The sequence below is a fragment of the Bacillus cereus group sp. MYBK79-1 genome (assembly GCF_051915365.1).
GTDB lineage: Bacteria > Bacillota > Bacilli > Bacillales > Bacillaceae_G > Bacillus_A.
Window position 1 is genome coordinate 20,489 of the sequence record NZ_JBQAEO010000018.1, and the last position, 15,588, is coordinate 36,076.

Consider the following 15,588-nt stretch of genomic DNA (forward strand, 5'->3'; position numbering starts at 1 on the left):
TTAAAATAATCTTAATACTAAAACGTAAGAATCTATTTTGAATAATCTTTTTTCAAAATAGATTCTTTTTCTTTTTCTTGCAAAAAATTCAATTGTTTCTTAAGGTAAGGATGTAGAAGGATGAACAAGAGAGGGTTTAATGAAGATGATACATATTTTATTAGCTGATGATGATAAGCATATTAGAGAGTTGTTGCATTATCATTTACAAAAAGAGGGGTTTAAAGTTTTTGAAGCAGAAGATGGAAAGGTAGCGCAAGGCGTATTAGAGAAAGAAAATATTCATCTTGCGATAGTAGACATTATGATGCCGTTTGTTGATGGCTATACGTTATGTGAGGAAATCCGGAAGTATCATGATATACCGGTTATTTTATTAACTGCGAAAGATCAGTTAGTTGATAAAGAAAAAGGATTCATTTCTGGTACGGACGATTATATTGTAAAACCATTTGAGCCAGCTGAAGTCATTTTCCGTATGAAAGCATTACTGCGCCGTTATCAAATGCTGAGTGCTGACATTATTACACTTCACGGAACGACAATTGATCGTAAAGGTGTTGAAGTGAAGAGTAACGGACAGACGATTTTACTACCGCTGAAGGAATTTGAATTATTATCACAACTTGCTAGTTATCCTGGAAGAACATTTTCAAGAGAAGAGCTAATTGAATTAGTATGGGGAATGGATTTTGAAGGGGATGAACGAACAGTTGATGTTCATGTGAAGAGACTACGAGATCGATTCTCAAAACGAACAGATGATTTTCAAATTACAACGGTGCGCGGACTCGGTTATAAGTTGGAGTTGAAATAAAATGAAATCACTATATTCTAGGTTTGTATTTATGACAGTCGGTATTATGCTGCTTAGTAGTATTATCGGCTTTTTATTAACGAACGTATATTATCAAGTGAAGTTAAAACCGTATAACAGTGAGAAGATTTTAACGTATGCGGAAGAAGTTAAGTCATTATATGAAAAGCAAAGTGAAGGAAATCAAGAGGCATATTTACATTCTATTGCAAAATTAGGATATGAAATTTATATTGTCGATGATCAAAAGAATGGAAAGCGTATCGGTAATGCGTTTCGTAAGACGTCCATTAGTGATGATACCGTTCATAAAGTATTGCGGGGGGAGACATTTAATGGTGTTTCCACATATCCAACGCGCCTCTTTATTACAGGATTTTTCGATAATGAATTAATTAATAGCGTCGGTGTACCAGTGCAACACGGTGATAAACAGTACGCATTATTTATTCGTCCTGACATTCAGAACCAATTTGGCGAGATGCGAATTTTTCTAGCGGTATTACTTGGGTTTATCGTACTATTAAGTATTATCTTTATAGCGATTGCAGCTGGTTACATCGTTCGTCCGATTCGTAAATTTACGAAGGCTACGCAAAAAATTGCGAGTGGTGAATATGAAATTGAATTAGACGTAAAACGAAAAGATGAAATAGGAACGTTATCTACAAGCTTCCAAAAGATGACGAAAAGTATTAAAGAACTTGATGAAATGAGACAAGAATTCGTTTCGAACGTTTCACATGAATTCCAGTCACCACTTTCTTCTATACAAGGTTTTTCGAAGACGTTGCAAACAGAAAAGATGAGTGATGAAGAAAGAAACCATTACTTACAAATTATTGAGGGCGAAAGCAAGCGAATGTCTAGTTTATGTAAACAGTTACTTACGCTAGCGTCATTAGATAAAGAAGAGAAAGTGTTGCAAATAAAAAAATTCAATTTGCAGAAACAAATTAAAGACGTCATTTTTATGCTCGAATGGAAATGGCGTGAAAAAGATATCGCTGTTGAATTTGATGTGCCGGACATTACAATACAAGGGGATGAAAACTTACTTCATCAAGTATGGAGTAATGTTTTTACGAATAGTATTAAGTTTTCAAACGATGGCGGGACCATTGAGTTTTTTGTCGAAGAGTTAGAGTCTAGTATCATTATCTCTATATCCGATAACGGAATTGGTATGGCAAAAGAAGAAATGGACCGTATATTTGATCGATTTTATAAGGTGGATACAGCAAGAGCGAGAAATGTAGAAGGTAGTGGATTAGGATTATCGATTGTGCAGAAAATTGTTGAACTGCATAACGGAAACGTTTCAGTGTATAGTACAAAAGGGGAAGGGACTACTGTTCAGGTGGAGCTTCCGAAATAGATGGAAGAGGCTGTTTGGGAACGGCCTCTTCTTTTTTTGTCTCTAGTATACGTGTAAAGTGAAAAAATGCGAGTCATTTTAATTACATAATCGGACGAGTTTATGGAGTGAGCTCAGGAGGAAGTTTATTTGAAAATGTAGAATCTCTACAGAGTTATAAGGATTTTATTGAGACTGTAACTATTTAGGGAGGAAATTACTTTGAAACGAATTGACGTGTTATTAAACGTACTAGATGCAACATTCGAAAAAGAGAGTTGGTATGCACCGTTTAAACATGCTATAGAAGGACTTACAGCCGAACAGGCTATGTGGAAACCATCTGGTGAGGGAACGAAAACCATTTGGGAGAACGTTAATCATCTCATTTATTACAAAGAGAGACTTGCTGCAAACTTAGAAGGCCGTGAATGGAAACATAATCTTGACGGTAATGACACCTTTTATCTTACTGAGCAATCTAATGATGATGAGAAATGGAAGAAAGTTGTTGAACGTTCTAAAAATGCTCAGCGTAATTTAAGACAGGTATTAAGTGCAATTTCCGAAAAAGAGCTTGAGCAAAATTTACTAGAGGGGAAATTACTGGACATCATGCTTCATGATGCTTATCATACAGGCCAAATTATTCAATTAAGGAAAATGCAAGGGTCTTGGCCATCAAATCGTTAATTGAACGTTTTAGTTGGTGCTATTGTTATATTTTTAGTGAAGGTTTTTACATCCAAAATTAAATTACTACATTTTAACCCCGTCCCAAATTTAGAACGGGGTTATGTTTGTTCCTGTTATAAAGCCGCACCTTTCCCGCGCTCTTCCTTAAACCGAACTCCAAAAGTATCCGCTGTAATTTCATCAGCTTTCGGCAAAGCTCGTAATTTCGGATGAAGTAGCCATACGAGAGAAATAAATAAAATCCCGATGCTAGCGAGCGCGAAAATGAGTTGGCTACTAAATACATTTGCGGTGTATCCGCCAATTAAGGAACCGAATGGCATAGCAATTGTGCCCATACTTCGCATGACTGAGTTAATGCGTCCAATATATTGATTTGGAATTACCATTTGACTAATTGTCGCAAATAATATGTTGGTTGCACCAATTGGAATCCAAGCTAGGCCGAATAAGAAAATAGAGAGCCATTGAAACGGTACAATGGTAGAGAGAAACCAAAAGATAGCGCCAGTCGTAAAGCCAATAATAGAAACACGGCCCACATTCCGTTTGCCAACCCATGAACTGAATAATGCACCGATGAGACTACCTGCTGATATAGCAGCTAAGAAGAAGCCATATGATTTCACGCCCCCTAAAGAATCAGCGAAAGAAGGGAGTATGGCCATCGTCATACCGATTGAAAAATTAGCGACAACGGTACCAATTAAGAATACTCCCATTAATGAACGGAAGACGATCGAAAAGCCTTCTTTTAAATCAGAGAAATATTGTTTAGTTGAAAGTGATGTATTGGTTTCTGCTTGCTTTGGCATTTTTAATGAAAAGAACAAAAGGGCAGTAATCGCGAATGTAAAAGAGTCGATTACATATAAAGTGATTGCGCCAAATAGTGCTACTAATATGCCAGAAAGCGTCGTGCAAATTAAATCAATGCCTTGATATGCAAATGAGAAGAGTGAATTTCCTTTTAATAATTGTGTTTTATGCAGTAGAAGTGGTAAAGCTTTTGATTGTGCGGGATAGGCGAATTGTTCGATAAAGGCTACGATGGGCATAATGATGAGTAGTAGTTGAACTGTTAATAGATCGAAGTAGTGTGTAATAGGAATGATTAATATAAGGATGCATTGCAGAATTTGTGTGATGACGAGTGTGTTTTTAATTGACCATCTATCAACGAATGGACCGGTAAGAAATTGAAGTGCAGAAGGTAATAATGTAAGGAAACCAGCCAATCCAGAATAAAAAGGATTACCACTAAGTTCATATACGAGCCACATTGCAGCTACATAATACAAGCTATCTCCTATGTTCGTAAAAATTCTCCCTAAAAATAGTAAGAGGAAATTCCGGTTTTTTAATATGTCCATTTAATCTACTCCTTTATAAAAAAATTATTCGGTAAAATAAATTTGACCGTTGCTGTAAAAAAAATCGTATTACGATTTTTCTTCTTTTTTCACAAATCGCTGCATTGCTCGCTCGTCGATTTGCAGTGCAGTAGTAGAAATGTAATAAGATTTACTGTTTGGATCTTTATCCGCATCTTTTGCGATATCGTTTAATTCAGCCATTAATTCATGAAACTTTTTCACCCACACTTGAAATTGTTCTGGCGTGGCATCAAACTCCCAGCAAGATGAAACGTAATTCCACTCAGCTGGATCTTCGCTTACTTTTCGTAATGTGAAAGCTTCTTCTGGTGCAGCGAGAATATGGTTTTTCGTTCGTTCCGTCATTTGTAAAAAGATTTGGCGACCTGATTCGCTTAACATTTCTAAATGAGGTAATAGGTCCGCGGCAGGGGTGAAGCCTCTAGCGACAGATTGATAAAACTTTTGAATGATGCCATTCTTTTCTTCTGTATAAACAATTTCTATAAAACCATTCTTTTCTAATTCTTTTAAATGATAATGAATTTTCGCCCTTGGAATGCCGAATTTCTCAGATAGTAATTGTCCTGTATAAGGACGTTCGCATAGACGCATCATCATTTCGACACGTAGTGGATCGCTTATTGCTTTTAGTTGGCTATAAGTAGTGAGTGTTAACATGGGCTTCAAAATGATCAACTCCTTAAATAAAATTACTCGGTCAAGATTATTTGACTGAATTGTATCAAGGATTTTAATTATTTTCAATACTTTCTGAAAATTGAATCTTTCCCTCTGTAATCTTCTGTTCATATTCCGTTCATATTTCTTTTTTATGATTAGTGCATAGAAAGAAAGAGGAAGGAGCGAGCGAAATGTTTTTAGCTCTGCGTGAATTAAAACAATCAAAATTAAGATACGGATTAATCGGATTGATTATGGTGTTATTATCATTTTTAGTCCTTGTAATTTCAGGATTAGCAAATGGACTATCTTATGATAATGCTTCATCGATTCAAAATATGGAGGCAAATAAATTTGTACTAGCGGATGATGCGGAAAATAAATTACTTCGTTCACAAATTAAGCAAGACGATGTAGATAACGTAGTAAATCAAGTAGGCGAGAAAGAGGCCGTTCCATTTCGCGTGAAAGTTTCAACGTATGAAAAGAAAGATAGTTCGAAAAACGTGGATGTTGCTATTTTCTCAAGTGAACGTGATTCATTTTTAGAACCGAACATTGTAAAAGGTGAGAAATTAGGTACAGCAAACAACGAAATGGTTGCTGATGAATCTATTAAAGAAAAAGGAATCGATATTGGAGATACAATTATCGATCCTGTTTCAAAGAAAGAATTTACAATCGTTGGATTTACGAAAGATCAAATGTTTAGCCATACACCAGTCGTCTATGTAAATGAAGACGTATGGGGATCTATTTCACAACCAAACCAAAAAGATTATAGTGCAATTGCACTGAATACAGATAAAGAAATTAAAAATGCGCATGTTATCGACAAAAAAGAAGTACTGCAAAGTATTCCAGGATTTAAAGAAGAGCAAGGAACATTAACGATGATCATTGCATTCTTACTTGTTATCGCAGCGTTACTAATCGGTGTATTCTTCTACGTCATTACACTGCAAAAAACACAGCAATTAGGTGTATTAAAAGCAATCGGTACAAAGAATTCTTATTTAGCAAATAGTTTAGTCGTGCAGGCGTTATTCTTATCAGTTGTTGCGATGGTAATCAGTATTGTTCTTGTACAAGGATTAGAACAAATTTTACCAGCTGGTATGCCGTTCTTATTAACAACACCGATGATTGCACAATACGCAGCAATCTTTATCGTAATTAGTATTTTAGGAACACTTATTTCGTTATACCAAGTATTAAAAGTTGATGCATTAGAAGCAATTGGAGGCGGGATGTAATGACTTCATTATTAAAATTAGACAAAGTAAGTAAAGTGTACGGAGAAGGGAATACGGAAGTAACAGCCCTTCATCCGATGTCGCTTGATGTGAAAGCTGGAGAGTTTATCGGAATCGTCGGTCCTTCTGGATCAGGGAAAAGTACGTTATTATCAATCGCGGGTGCATTATTATCACCGTCAAAAGGGGATATTTACATTCGTGAGCAAAATATTACGAAGTTATCAGAAAAGGAAATGACAGACATTCGTTTGAAAAAAATCGGCTTCATTTTCCAGTTCGCAAATCTCGTTCCATATTTAAATGTAAAAGAACAATTACTTTACATTGCAAAGCTAAAAAAAGAAAGTAAACAAGACTCAGAAAAGCGTGCGGATCATTTATTAGTGGCATTTGGATTAGGAGAAAGAAAAAGTCATTATCCAAATCAATTATCTGGTGGAGAAAAGCAAAGGGTAGCAATCGCGCGCGCGTTCATGAACAATCCTGATTTAATATTAGCGGATGAACCAACTGCAAGCTTAGACTCAAAACGCGCACGTGAAGTCGTTGAAATGATGAAACGTGAAGTGAAAGAAAGTCAAAAAGCAGCAATTATGATTACGCATGATGAAAGAATGCTTGACGTATGTGATCGTATATTGACGCTTAGAGATGGACAGCTAATATAAAGAAAAAAGGACAATAGCACATAAATGTGTGGTTGTCCTTTTTATAAAATATAATTATAAGTGCCTTATTTTGAGAATAATGATTTAAGTTTATTTCGTGTTACTAATAAAACCCCGCCTAATACAGATAACATACCTAAAGCCATATTGTTTGATTGCTCACTACCAGCGTTAGGAAGTTCTCTAGCGTTATTGTTTGTGTTTGTAGTACCAGTCTTTGTTTCTATTTGTTTTGATTGAGATACTTCATTAATTTTGTTATCTACATTTTGCTTCGTAGTATGGGCCTCAGCTAATTTGTCATCAATTTTTTTCTCAGTATGTTTAAAGTCGTTTATTTTAATATCTAATTCTTGTTTTTTCTTTGTTAAATCGTCTAAAACAGTTTGTTTCGATTGCTTCACTTCGTTAATTTTATTTAGTAAATCTTCTCTAGCTTTTTGTAATTCAGCAAGTTTGTTTTTTACATCTTGTTTCGCTAGTTCTAAGTTAGCGGAAAGACTATCTAAATTGCCTTTAATTTTCTTAAGTTCCTCTAACGTGTTCTCAGTATTCGGCTTATTTTCTTTTAGCTCAGCAAGTTTGTCCTCAGCAGTTTGTTTCGCTTTCTTTAACTCAGCTAATTTTTCATCTACTTGTTTTTTAACTTCCTTAAGTTCATTAACCTTTTGGTCGATGTTCTCTTTATGTTGCTTAATTTCATTCACTTTTTCATCGACAGTTTGTTTATGTTCTTTAATCTCATTCACTTTGTTATCGATATTTTGCTTATGTTCTTTCACTTCAGCAACTTTGTCTTCTACTTGTTTTTTATGCTCTTTCATTTCAGCGATTTTATCTTCGGCAATTTGTTTGTCTTGCTGAAGTTTTGCATCTAACTCTTCTTTACGTTGCTTTATTTCGTTAATTTTTTCATCAGCAACTTGTTTACGCTCGTGTAGTTCATTCACCTTCGTATCAACATTTTCCTTAACCTGGTTAAGTTCATTCAACTTTTGATCCACATTTTCTTTATGCTGCTGCAATTTCGCATCTAACTCTTGTCTATGTTGCTTAATTTCAGCTAATCGATCTCCCGTACTTTGCTGAGGAGTAGCATCAGTTACTTCCGCATGAGCAGAGTTCGCGCCAGCAATCATTGCTAAAGCTAGTGTAGACGCAGCAATTGTTTGTTTTGTTTTCATATTTTTGTACCTCTTTCCTATGAATACACTCTATTGTGTAAAATTGAGCATTTAAAAATAGATTATTACATCATTATATACCATGTACGATGTCTAGAGGAAGTATTTGCATAATAATCTATCATTATGTAATTCTCTTAGTTGGAAGTAGGGGATAAAACTTTAGCAAGATGCACGATTTCTTTTATGTTGAACCAATTGGAAAATTCATGGAAAAGTGTTATGGTTTACTTGGGAGATTTACATAATTTATGTTCAGTAAAAAAGGGGGAGTAAAGTGGGAGCTAAAATCTTTAACGGCAGACATATAGCCAATAGCAAGGATCAAGAGTTTGTTGTTTTTATTATTGGTATGCGTATTAATAACCTATTAAAATTTTGGAAGTGGATACCAGTTTTTAATGCTATGGGACCTATGATTAAAGAATTGTATCAAAACCCACAATGGGGTTTCTTACATACAGAATTCTTCTTTAGTTGGAGAAAGGTGATCTTAATTCAATACTGGAAGGGATTCGATGAATTAGTAAACTATGCCCACGGAAAAAATCATTCAAATGCTTGGAAATCATACAATAATAAGATTAAAGATAATGGGAGTGTCGGTGTTTTTCACGAAACATATCAAATAGAAAAAGGTGCTTCTGAAGCAATCTATGTTAATATGCCAAAAACAGGTTTATCTAGAGCTACCGAACATATACCAGTATCTCAAGATACTAATACTGCTCAAAAAAGAATGGGTAAATAATTCGAAAACTTGTGTATATTTATTGTACAAATGAATCAGTTTACTTTAATAGGTAGATTAAAATACACTATGATATGATTAGTATTGGATTTCTTAATAAGGGGGTTTTTAAATGACGCCAGAACAAATTGTTAGAGAATTTTTTGATGAAGTACGTTCGGGGAATAATCCTGACTATTCAAATCAATTAATGGCAGAAAAAGTATTGGCACATCAAATTGTATCTGAAGAAGAACAAACAGTTTGTAGAACACCTGAAGATTATGCTGAACATGTAAGAGAGATGATTGACGTATACGGTAATTTTTCTTTAGAAATTCAAGAATTTTTAGTACAAGAAAGTAAAGTATATGTACGTTGGAAACAAGTAGGTATGCATGTAGGAGAAATCGATGGATATGAACCTACAGGACTTCCAATCATTCAAATAGCAAGTGCAGTGTATAGAGTAGAAGATGGGAAAATTGCAGAGTATTGGATTCAAATTGATATGTTAGGAGTTCAAAACCAATTAGAGCGCAATAAAAATATTCAGTAGTTAACTTTTAAAGCTATAAATAGGCATGGGGAGAAATCTCTGTGTCTTTTTTTATGAAAAATAAGAGAGTGAGTTGGTGTAAGTGAATGGTTATTGGAAGGGGAATTCGCTGGTTTAAAGAATATGTAGTATGAATGTAAAAGTAAAGTAGCAATGGTAAAGGAGAACGTAATGTACACAATTGGACAGGTTGCTAAATTTTTAGATGTATCTAGAGATACTTTGAAGTTTTATGAGGAAAAAGGTTTGGTCAAGCCGAAGCAAAATATTGAGAATGGATATAGAAAATATAATCATTTTGATATATATGATATAACAACGGTCAATTTCTATAGGGAAATGGATATCGAAATAAAAAAAATTCAGGAATTAAGAAAAAGTAAGAGTATAGAGGGAATAAAATCATTGTTGGAAGAGAAAGAACAAGAAGTTTTAGAGGAGATAGAATATAAAAAACTTCTTTTAAAAAAGCTTCAAATTCTAAAAGAAGATTGCGAAAAAATAAAGCAATTCTTAGGGAAATACGTAGTAAAAGACATGAAGCCTTTAGAAGTAAACGGAAAAATAGAGCATTTTACTGCGTATGATGAATTTGAATCTTTGAAAAAGAATACGGATAGTTTAAAAAAAGCAGTTACTTTAACATCTTTACGAAGAGTTATAAATTTCAACGAAGAAGGTATTATAGAAGATAAATTTATAATTGTAAGAAAGGTAGAGGACTTTGATAAAGATTTAGAAGGTGAAATTCTATCGCATCCAAAATGTATTTATACAGTTATTGAAGATGGAAGGTGGGCAACTGGTGGGGAAAGTATCGACCATAATGTGGAATCCAGTTTAAGAAAAGCAGAGATAGAACAAGGGCATGAACTTTTGGGGCTAGTGTATATAAATATATTACTTACCACATATGAAGATGAACTTGAGCGTATATTTTTAGAAATTTATGCACCTGTAAAATAGTGCAGACATGTATTGACCTGTGAGTAACCCCCAGGTTTAAGCTGAAAGTATCCGTAAGTATAAATACTATTATATTTACGAAATACTTAGTTTGAAATGGGGATTGTGCATGAATAGGGAAAAGGAACTAAAAAAACCAATAGCGAGTTTTATTGTACTAACCAATATCATTTTTCTGCCACTTTTTTTGCTTGTAGGAGCTATAAGTATGCTAGGATTTCCAGCATGGGTTTTTGATATAATGTTTTGTATATCGTCTTGGTCTTCAACTTTTGCTTTTGCCGTACTATTTAAAAAAATCTATCCAGGGCAGAGCTTTATACAATTTGTAAAAGACAAGTTCAAAAATAAACTTAAAGTTTCTGTAATACTTATTGTGAGTGTGATTCAAACTTTCATATTTTTAATGATTTTATGTGTCGTGTCTAAAAATAGTGAAGTAGACTCTATTTTTACTGTCACTACATGGGGAATGCTAATCTATTTCTTTGTTAAAAACTTTCTTGCGGGGCCATTGGGAGAAGAACTAGGATGGAGAGGCTTTGCACAAATTGAACTTCAAAAGAAATATTCACCATTAAAAGCTTCGCTAATTATTGGTTTTTGGTGGGGAATGTGGCACCTACCTATATGGTTTACTACAGGATTTGTGGGAATTGATCTAATTAAATATATTATATTTTTTATGATCTCCATCATATCTATAAAAATCGTTATGACTGCATTTTACAATTTAAATCAGAATTTAATTATCCCGATTATCATCCATCAATTCTTTAATTTCTTTATTGGCATCATAAACGGGAACTTAATCGATCTAATTATGTATAACGCGATTTTTTATTTAGTAGTTGCAGTTGTTTTAATTGTTGTGAACCCAAAGAGAGTTCTGTATGGAGCGGAAGATATAGATAGCAGGAATGGAAAGTATTAAGTACATAGCTATTGGAAGGCGGGGAATGATGAAAAATTATATAGGACTAGTAGCTGCTATAAGTATCTTTATCCTTTCAATTGTTTTTCTATATTTCAATCCTTATAGCAAACAAGAGCTTGATAAGGGAGTATATATCACTGTATTTTTCATGTTCTTATTTCCTTCTTTTCTAGCAGTAATTGCGGCAGTGGCAAGGCATAAGGTTTTCATGATTATTTGTAGCATTTGGATGTTACCAGGAACTCTTTATCCCGCTTTAATGGGCAGTAAGACCCCCACCTCAAAATTCAAGGGAAGCAAAGAAGTTAGGTGGGGGATCAACTGCCCATAAAAGTCCGATTGGTTCAACTAATAATCAGTGGGGGATGAAGAAAACCCCCACTGATTAAAGTTTCACTTTATTTGAGTATAGCTGCAATACCTACGTTATGGAATTTATGCATTATATTTTTAACGATTTATTTTATATCTATCGTTCGGATGAAAGAGAGAGCTGCTCATTATAATAAGATATAGTAAAAAGACGTTATCCTTTCTATAGAATTATAAGAATGGATAACGTCTTTTTGCTTTATAGGTAGTGCAAATTCAAAGCTTGATAGTGATGGAGAAAGACCTCTTTGCACATTATGATGTTTGGAAGTATTCTATCGCATTACTTTAATAAAAGGCACCAAGTTCCTCCTGTCCGTAATCTGCATCAAGGGCCTTCTTGAAAAGCTCTTAGGGAAAAGATGGAAAACTATTATTAAAGCCAGCTTCACGAGTGCTCTATGATAGAGGTAACGTGAAAATCCGTTGCTGCTAGCTCTTTTCCATTTATGATTACGGATAACCTATGTTTGCCCGGATAATGTTTGCGGGTCGTCAAATCCTTGAAATGGTGGTTTCGTACGTATGGCTGCTCTACTTTGTTGTAGTTGCGTTCTGTTATTTTGAATAACTTTCTTGATGTCGTACCATTCGCTTTGACAAAATCAATCGCGTACTCGACCCGTAACCGCTGGGGGACAGAGGAGTTGGCCCGGATTGAAAAAGAAAAGTTGAGAGTTTGGCCGATCGCTAGCGCCGCTTTGTCCAGTGACAAAGCACTTACCGTCACATCCGGTGAAATCCCAAAACCGAACAATGAAAGGATGTCTGGATCACCTTTTCGCAGCAAACCGCGACAGCCGTGTTTGACAATCCAATCGGTTTGCAAGCTCTCTCCGTACCAATTGCTGGCGAGTTGTTTGATCATTTCGGGATGATCCTTAGAAATATCGTTTAGATTATTAGCAACGCTTTTCTGCACATAGACAGATGAATCCCGTTTGAGTTTTTCTAATACTGGCATAATTGGCGACGGATCAGCTTTGAATATATTTAAGGCCATTGCCCAAGGTAATCTAGGACGACAGCCTTCGCTGGCAAGCCTTCTGATGTGATGATCGGGATGGCTTGCCCACTGCAGCATCTGATCCATCATTCTAACAGGATCTTGCACAATAAAAGGACGAACGGCGAACTCTGAGCTGGAAAAGGGAGTGAATCGTTCCAATGCAGGAATGGAATTTGTCCAATCGTCAAGTCCGTATACTTCCACGAAATCAGGAAAGAACAAATATTCGACTCCTTTACATTGGGGAGCGATTTGGGCTAAGACCTCTAAAGCGTCACTATAGGACACAGGAAGGGTTAATTGCAAAGAGGTGCTTATATGCCGGATACGCTGTTTTAATTGTTTCTGTTCCCAGCGATCATCGTAAATTAAGTTCAAAAACTTTGTTGAATCAAATGTAGGATATTTAAGTTTGACGATGTCTATAAATTGGTTAAAAAAATCCAGATTATATTTGCCCGCAAATGTATCTCCCATGTTGCAACTCCTCCTTGGTATGTAAATATTGACTTCGAGATTAAGCATACAGGATAATGGTGCCAGGTAATGACACTATTATTTTTTTGAAAAATACATGGAGGGAACAGTCTATGCACAAAGCTCAGCGACTCATTCAACTTATCATGCTGGTCAATGAACGAAAGAAGTTTACAATACAGGAGATGGCAGACGAATGCGGTGTTTCACGCCGAACGATGATTCGCGATTTGATGGAACTGAGTGAGCTAGGTGTGCCGCTCTACTCCGAGGCAGGACCTAGGGGCGGTTATCGTGTTCTGAGTGAGAAGGTGCTGCCGCCTATTAGTTTTACTGAACATGAGGCAATCGCATTGTTTTTTGCCTGTCAATCGTTACACAATTACAAGTCCCTTCCTTTTAAAAATGAAGTGGATACCGCCTTGCACAAGTTTTTTCATTTTCTTTCGAGTGAACTAAAGCAAAAGATAGAACAAATGCAACAGCGACTTATATTTTGGATACCTCCACATGAGATGGAAGTTCTTTTCTTGAAGGAGCTGCTCGAAGCTGCATTGGAGCAGTATGTTGTCACTATTATATACGAAGCTTCTTCCCGCCGAGAAAGGATGATTCAGCCACTCGGGTTATATACGATGAATGGGTTATGGTACTGCCAGGCTTATTGTTTCTTGGCAGAAGATTATCGAGTGTTTCGTGTGGACCGAGTGAAGGATTTTTCGCTTGAGGCCGATCAAAGCAGGAAATTAAATATGGATGAGGAACACATTCAAACGTGGATCATGCGAAAGGATGAGAGTGATACGTTGGATCTTGAGGTGGATTTGACGCCTGAGGGTGTGAGACGATGCCGATCAGAATTATGGTTAACCGAGGGTATTAAGCTGCATGAAGACGGATCCGGCGCGATTCATACAAAGATGAGCGCATCATATACACCATGGGCGGTACATTTTTTCCTCGGCTTGGGCATGGAGGCAAACGTGAAGCGCCCCCATGTGGTCCGCGAACAAATACAAAGCAAGCTCCTGGAGATGGTCAGACAATATGAACAATAGTGATAGTGCACATCAATCACCTAGGCAAATACAAATTCAATTTCAAGCAGGATACGTCTCTCAATTCATTGTGACCGCTGAAACAACAGGAAGTTGAATGACACTAGTTCGGATTAGCGTATATTTTCGTTTAAATGTTCGCGATGGGATAGTTGCAGTTATAAGTATTTTTATTCTTATAGCGATCAAATGCTTGAAGAGAGTATTTCTCTTTTTTCCTAAGTTTTGAAACGGGAATGAAAGGGTGAGGAGCGTAATGAAGAGGGGATTATCTAAATTAGCAGATGTGTTAGTCAATCATTCTACGAAAGTGCAGCCTGGTGACCAAGTGTTAATTCAAAGTGTTACTGAAATAGATCCTATAGTCGTTCGTGAAATTATTAAGTCAGTGGAAAAAGCAGGTGGATATGCACATGTATCAATGCGTGATGTTTCTGTTACAAACAAGGCAATTAATTTTATCAGGATCTGAAGAACAATTTAAGTTATTAGCAGATTGGGAGTGTTATCGATTAAGTAAGATGCAAGTGTATATTAATCTCCGTAGTCCTAGAAATGCATATGAATTAGCAGATGTACCAGCAGAAAAAATGAAGTTATATCAAAAGACATTTGGAAAAGCTCATAGTGAAGCAGTGTATAAAACGAGATGGGTGACAACTCGTATTCCGAATGCGGCTTCTGCACAAGAAGCGAATATGAGCACGGAGGCTTATGAAAAATTCTACTATGATATATGTACGTTAGATTACAATAAAATGTCGAGAGCGATGGAGCCGTTAAAAGAATTAATGGAAAAGACAAAACGAGTGAGGATAATTGGAGAAGGTACGGATTTGAAGTTTTCCATTGATGGAATAGGCGTTTTAAAGGGGGATGGTACGGATAATATCCCGGATGGCGAAATATATACAGCGCCTGTCAAAGATTCAGTGAATGGCGTAATAACATGTAACACCGTATCTGTTCAACAAGGTTATGCGTTTCAAAATATAAAGTTACATATGAAGCATGGGAAAATAATAGAGGCATATGCAAATGATACAGAGCGAATAAATCGAATTCTTGATACGGATGAGGGAGCAAGATATGTGGGAGAATTTGCACTAGCTTTTAACCCCTACATATTACACCCGATGAATAATACGTTATTTGATGAAAAAATAAATGGTAGCTTCCATCTAGCGATTGGGGATTCGCTACAAGGTGCATACAACGGAAATAAGTCAGCGATTCATTGGGACTTAGTAAACATTCAAAGACCAGAGTATGGCGGTGGTGGAATTTGGTTTGATGATGTATTAATCAGGAAAGATGGGGAGTTTACTTTACCAGAGTTGTTCGGATTAAATGAAGAAAAGTTAAAGAGGTAGATTAAAAACGATAAAATCTCTTAAAAAACAATTAATTATTAACGTCATCTACCTTTACAATCCCTC

15 protein-coding genes and 1 pseudogene are annotated in these 15,588 nt (G+C 35.8%); 12 read left to right on the forward strand and 4 right to left on the reverse strand.

The annotated features are described in order from the left end of the window. Window positions 1–139: 139 nt before the first annotated feature. From ACTFOB_RS22105 to ACTFOB_RS22115, 3 genes are all read left to right on the forward strand, one after another. Entirely contained in the window at window positions 140–817 is a 678-nt protein-coding gene (locus ACTFOB_RS22105; RefSeq protein ID WP_440029413.1) for a response regulator transcription factor, read from the forward strand. Window position 818: 1 nt separating this feature from the next. Further along, the gene (locus ACTFOB_RS22110; protein WP_440029411.1) at window positions 819–2,195 is read left to right on the forward strand and encodes a sensor histidine kinase; all 1,377 of its coding nucleotides are present in this window, start codon (window positions 819–821) and stop codon (window positions 2,193–2,195) included. A gap of 201 nt (window positions 2,196–2,396) precedes the next feature. After that, a complete protein-coding gene (locus ACTFOB_RS22115) occupies window positions 2,397–2,867 on the forward strand; it encodes a DinB family protein (protein WP_440029409.1) in 471 nt (156 codons plus the stop codon). Window positions 2,868–2,983: 116 nt separating this feature from the next. On the opposite strand, the gene ACTFOB_RS22120 is transcribed toward ACTFOB_RS22115, so the two are convergent. Both ACTFOB_RS22120 and ACTFOB_RS22125 read right to left on the reverse strand, forming a co-directional pair. Beyond that, window positions 2,984–4,243, reverse strand: a complete 1,260-nt coding sequence (locus ACTFOB_RS22120; protein ID WP_440029407.1) for an MFS transporter — start codon at window positions 4,241–4,243, stop codon at window positions 2,984–2,986. A gap of 69 nt (window positions 4,244–4,312) precedes the next feature. Next, complete coding sequence (locus tag ACTFOB_RS22125; protein ID WP_440029406.1) at window positions 4,313–4,936, reverse strand: ArsR/SmtB family transcription factor; 624 nt, start codon at window positions 4,934–4,936, stop codon at window positions 4,313–4,315. Between the two features lie 185 nt (window positions 4,937–5,121). Between ACTFOB_RS22125 and ACTFOB_RS22130 the strand changes: the two genes are divergently transcribed. Together ACTFOB_RS22130 and ACTFOB_RS22135 are read left to right on the forward strand one after the other, a co-directional pair. Beyond that, window positions 5,122–6,186, forward strand: a complete 1,065-nt coding sequence (locus ACTFOB_RS22130; protein WP_440029404.1) for an ABC transporter permease — start codon at window positions 5,122–5,124, stop codon at window positions 6,184–6,186. Continuing rightward, window positions 6,186–6,857 (forward strand): ABC transporter ATP-binding protein, encoded by a 672-nt coding sequence (locus tag ACTFOB_RS22135; RefSeq protein WP_440029402.1) that lies wholly within the window; start codon window positions 6,186–6,188, stop codon window positions 6,855–6,857. Before ACTFOB_RS22130 ends, ACTFOB_RS22135 begins: the two co-directional genes overlap by 1 nt. 65 nt (window positions 6,858–6,922) lie before the next feature. On the opposite strand, the gene ACTFOB_RS22140 is transcribed toward ACTFOB_RS22135, so the two are convergent. Next, entirely contained in the window at window positions 6,923–8,041 is a 1,119-nt protein-coding gene (locus tag ACTFOB_RS22140; protein ID WP_440029400.1) for an LPXTG cell wall anchor domain-containing protein, read from the reverse strand. 277 nt (window positions 8,042–8,318) lie between these two features. On the opposite strand from ACTFOB_RS22140, the gene ACTFOB_RS22145 reads away from it, so the two are divergent. The 5 genes from ACTFOB_RS22145 (at window position 8,319) to ACTFOB_RS22165 (ending at window position 11,564) form a co-directional block, all read left to right on the forward strand. Next, window positions 8,319–8,792 carry a DUF4188 domain-containing protein gene (locus tag ACTFOB_RS22145; protein WP_440029398.1) on the forward strand — a complete coding sequence of 158 codons (474 nt, stop codon included), beginning with the start codon at window positions 8,319–8,321 and terminating at the stop codon, window positions 8,790–8,792. A 112-nt stretch (window positions 8,793–8,904) separates the two neighbouring features. Further along, entirely contained in the window at window positions 8,905–9,330 is a 426-nt protein-coding gene (locus tag ACTFOB_RS22150) for an ester cyclase (protein WP_440029396.1), read from the forward strand. Window positions 9,331–9,501: 171 nt separating this feature from the next. Then, window positions 9,502–10,296: a MerR family transcriptional regulator gene (locus tag ACTFOB_RS22155; protein WP_440029394.1), complete on the forward strand. Its 795-nt coding sequence runs from the start codon at window positions 9,502–9,504 to the stop codon at window positions 10,294–10,296. A gap of 109 nt (window positions 10,297–10,405) precedes the next feature. Then, window positions 10,406–11,230, forward strand: a complete 825-nt coding sequence (locus tag ACTFOB_RS22160; protein ID WP_440029392.1) for a lysostaphin resistance A-like protein — start codon at window positions 10,406–10,408, stop codon at window positions 11,228–11,230. A gap of 28 nt (window positions 11,231–11,258) precedes the next feature. After that, complete coding sequence (locus ACTFOB_RS22165; RefSeq protein ID WP_440029423.1) at window positions 11,259–11,564, forward strand: hypothetical protein; 306 nt, start codon at window positions 11,259–11,261, stop codon at window positions 11,562–11,564. A gap of 429 nt (window positions 11,565–11,993) precedes the next feature. On the opposite strand, the gene ACTFOB_RS22170 is transcribed toward ACTFOB_RS22165, so the two are convergent. Further along, window positions 11,994–13,091, reverse strand: coding sequence for a DNA alkylation repair protein (locus tag ACTFOB_RS22170; RefSeq protein ID WP_440029391.1), 1,098 nt, complete (start codon window positions 13,089–13,091; stop codon window positions 11,994–11,996). Window positions 13,092–13,204: 113 nt separating this feature from the next. On the opposite strand from ACTFOB_RS22170, the gene ACTFOB_RS22175 reads away from it, so the two are divergent. Both ACTFOB_RS22175 and ACTFOB_RS22180 read left to right on the forward strand, forming a co-directional pair. Beyond that, window positions 13,205–14,149, forward strand: coding sequence for a helix-turn-helix transcriptional regulator (locus tag ACTFOB_RS22175; protein ID WP_440029389.1), 945 nt, complete (start codon window positions 13,205–13,207; stop codon window positions 14,147–14,149). A gap of 256 nt (window positions 14,150–14,405) precedes the next feature. After that, a pseudogene (locus ACTFOB_RS22180) lies at window positions 14,406–15,522 on the forward strand (aminopeptidase). Window positions 15,523–15,588 lie beyond the last annotated feature (66 nt).

Bases quoted from the DNA above. Each gene is read 5' to 3' on its own strand.
- ACTFOB_RS22105 (WP_440029413.1), top strand. From the start codon at position 140: ATGAAGATGATACATATTTTATTAGCTGATGATGATAAGCATATTAGA.
- ACTFOB_RS22110 (WP_440029411.1), top strand. From the start codon at position 819: ATGAAATCACTATATTCTAGGTTTGTATTTATGACAGTCGGTATTATG.
- ACTFOB_RS22120 (WP_440029407.1), bottom strand. From the start codon at position 4,243: ATGGACATATTAAAAAACCGGAATTTCCTCTTACTATTTTTAGGGAGA.
- ACTFOB_RS22130 (WP_440029404.1), top strand. From the start codon at position 5,122: ATGTTTTTAGCTCTGCGTGAATTAAAACAATCAAAATTAAGATACGGA.
- ACTFOB_RS22135 (WP_440029402.1), top strand. From the start codon at position 6,186: ATGACTTCATTATTAAAATTAGACAAAGTAAGTAAAGTGTACGGAGAA.
- ACTFOB_RS22140 (WP_440029400.1), bottom strand. From the start codon at position 8,041: ATGAAAACAAAACAAACAATTGCTGCGTCTACACTAGCTTTAGCAATG.
- ACTFOB_RS22150 (WP_440029396.1), top strand. From the start codon at position 8,905: ATGACGCCAGAACAAATTGTTAGAGAATTTTTTGATGAAGTACGTTCG.
- ACTFOB_RS22155 (WP_440029394.1), top strand. From the start codon at position 9,502: ATGTACACAATTGGACAGGTTGCTAAATTTTTAGATGTATCTAGAGAT.
- ACTFOB_RS22160 (WP_440029392.1), top strand. From the start codon at position 10,406: ATGAATAGGGAAAAGGAACTAAAAAAACCAATAGCGAGTTTTATTGTA.
- ACTFOB_RS22165 (WP_440029423.1), top strand. From the start codon at position 11,259: ATGAAAAATTATATAGGACTAGTAGCTGCTATAAGTATCTTTATCCTT.
- ACTFOB_RS22170 (WP_440029391.1), bottom strand. From the start codon at position 13,091: ATGGGAGATACATTTGCGGGCAAATATAATCTGGATTTTTTTAACCAA.
- ACTFOB_RS22175 (WP_440029389.1), top strand. From the start codon at position 13,205: ATGCACAAAGCTCAGCGACTCATTCAACTTATCATGCTGGTCAATGAA.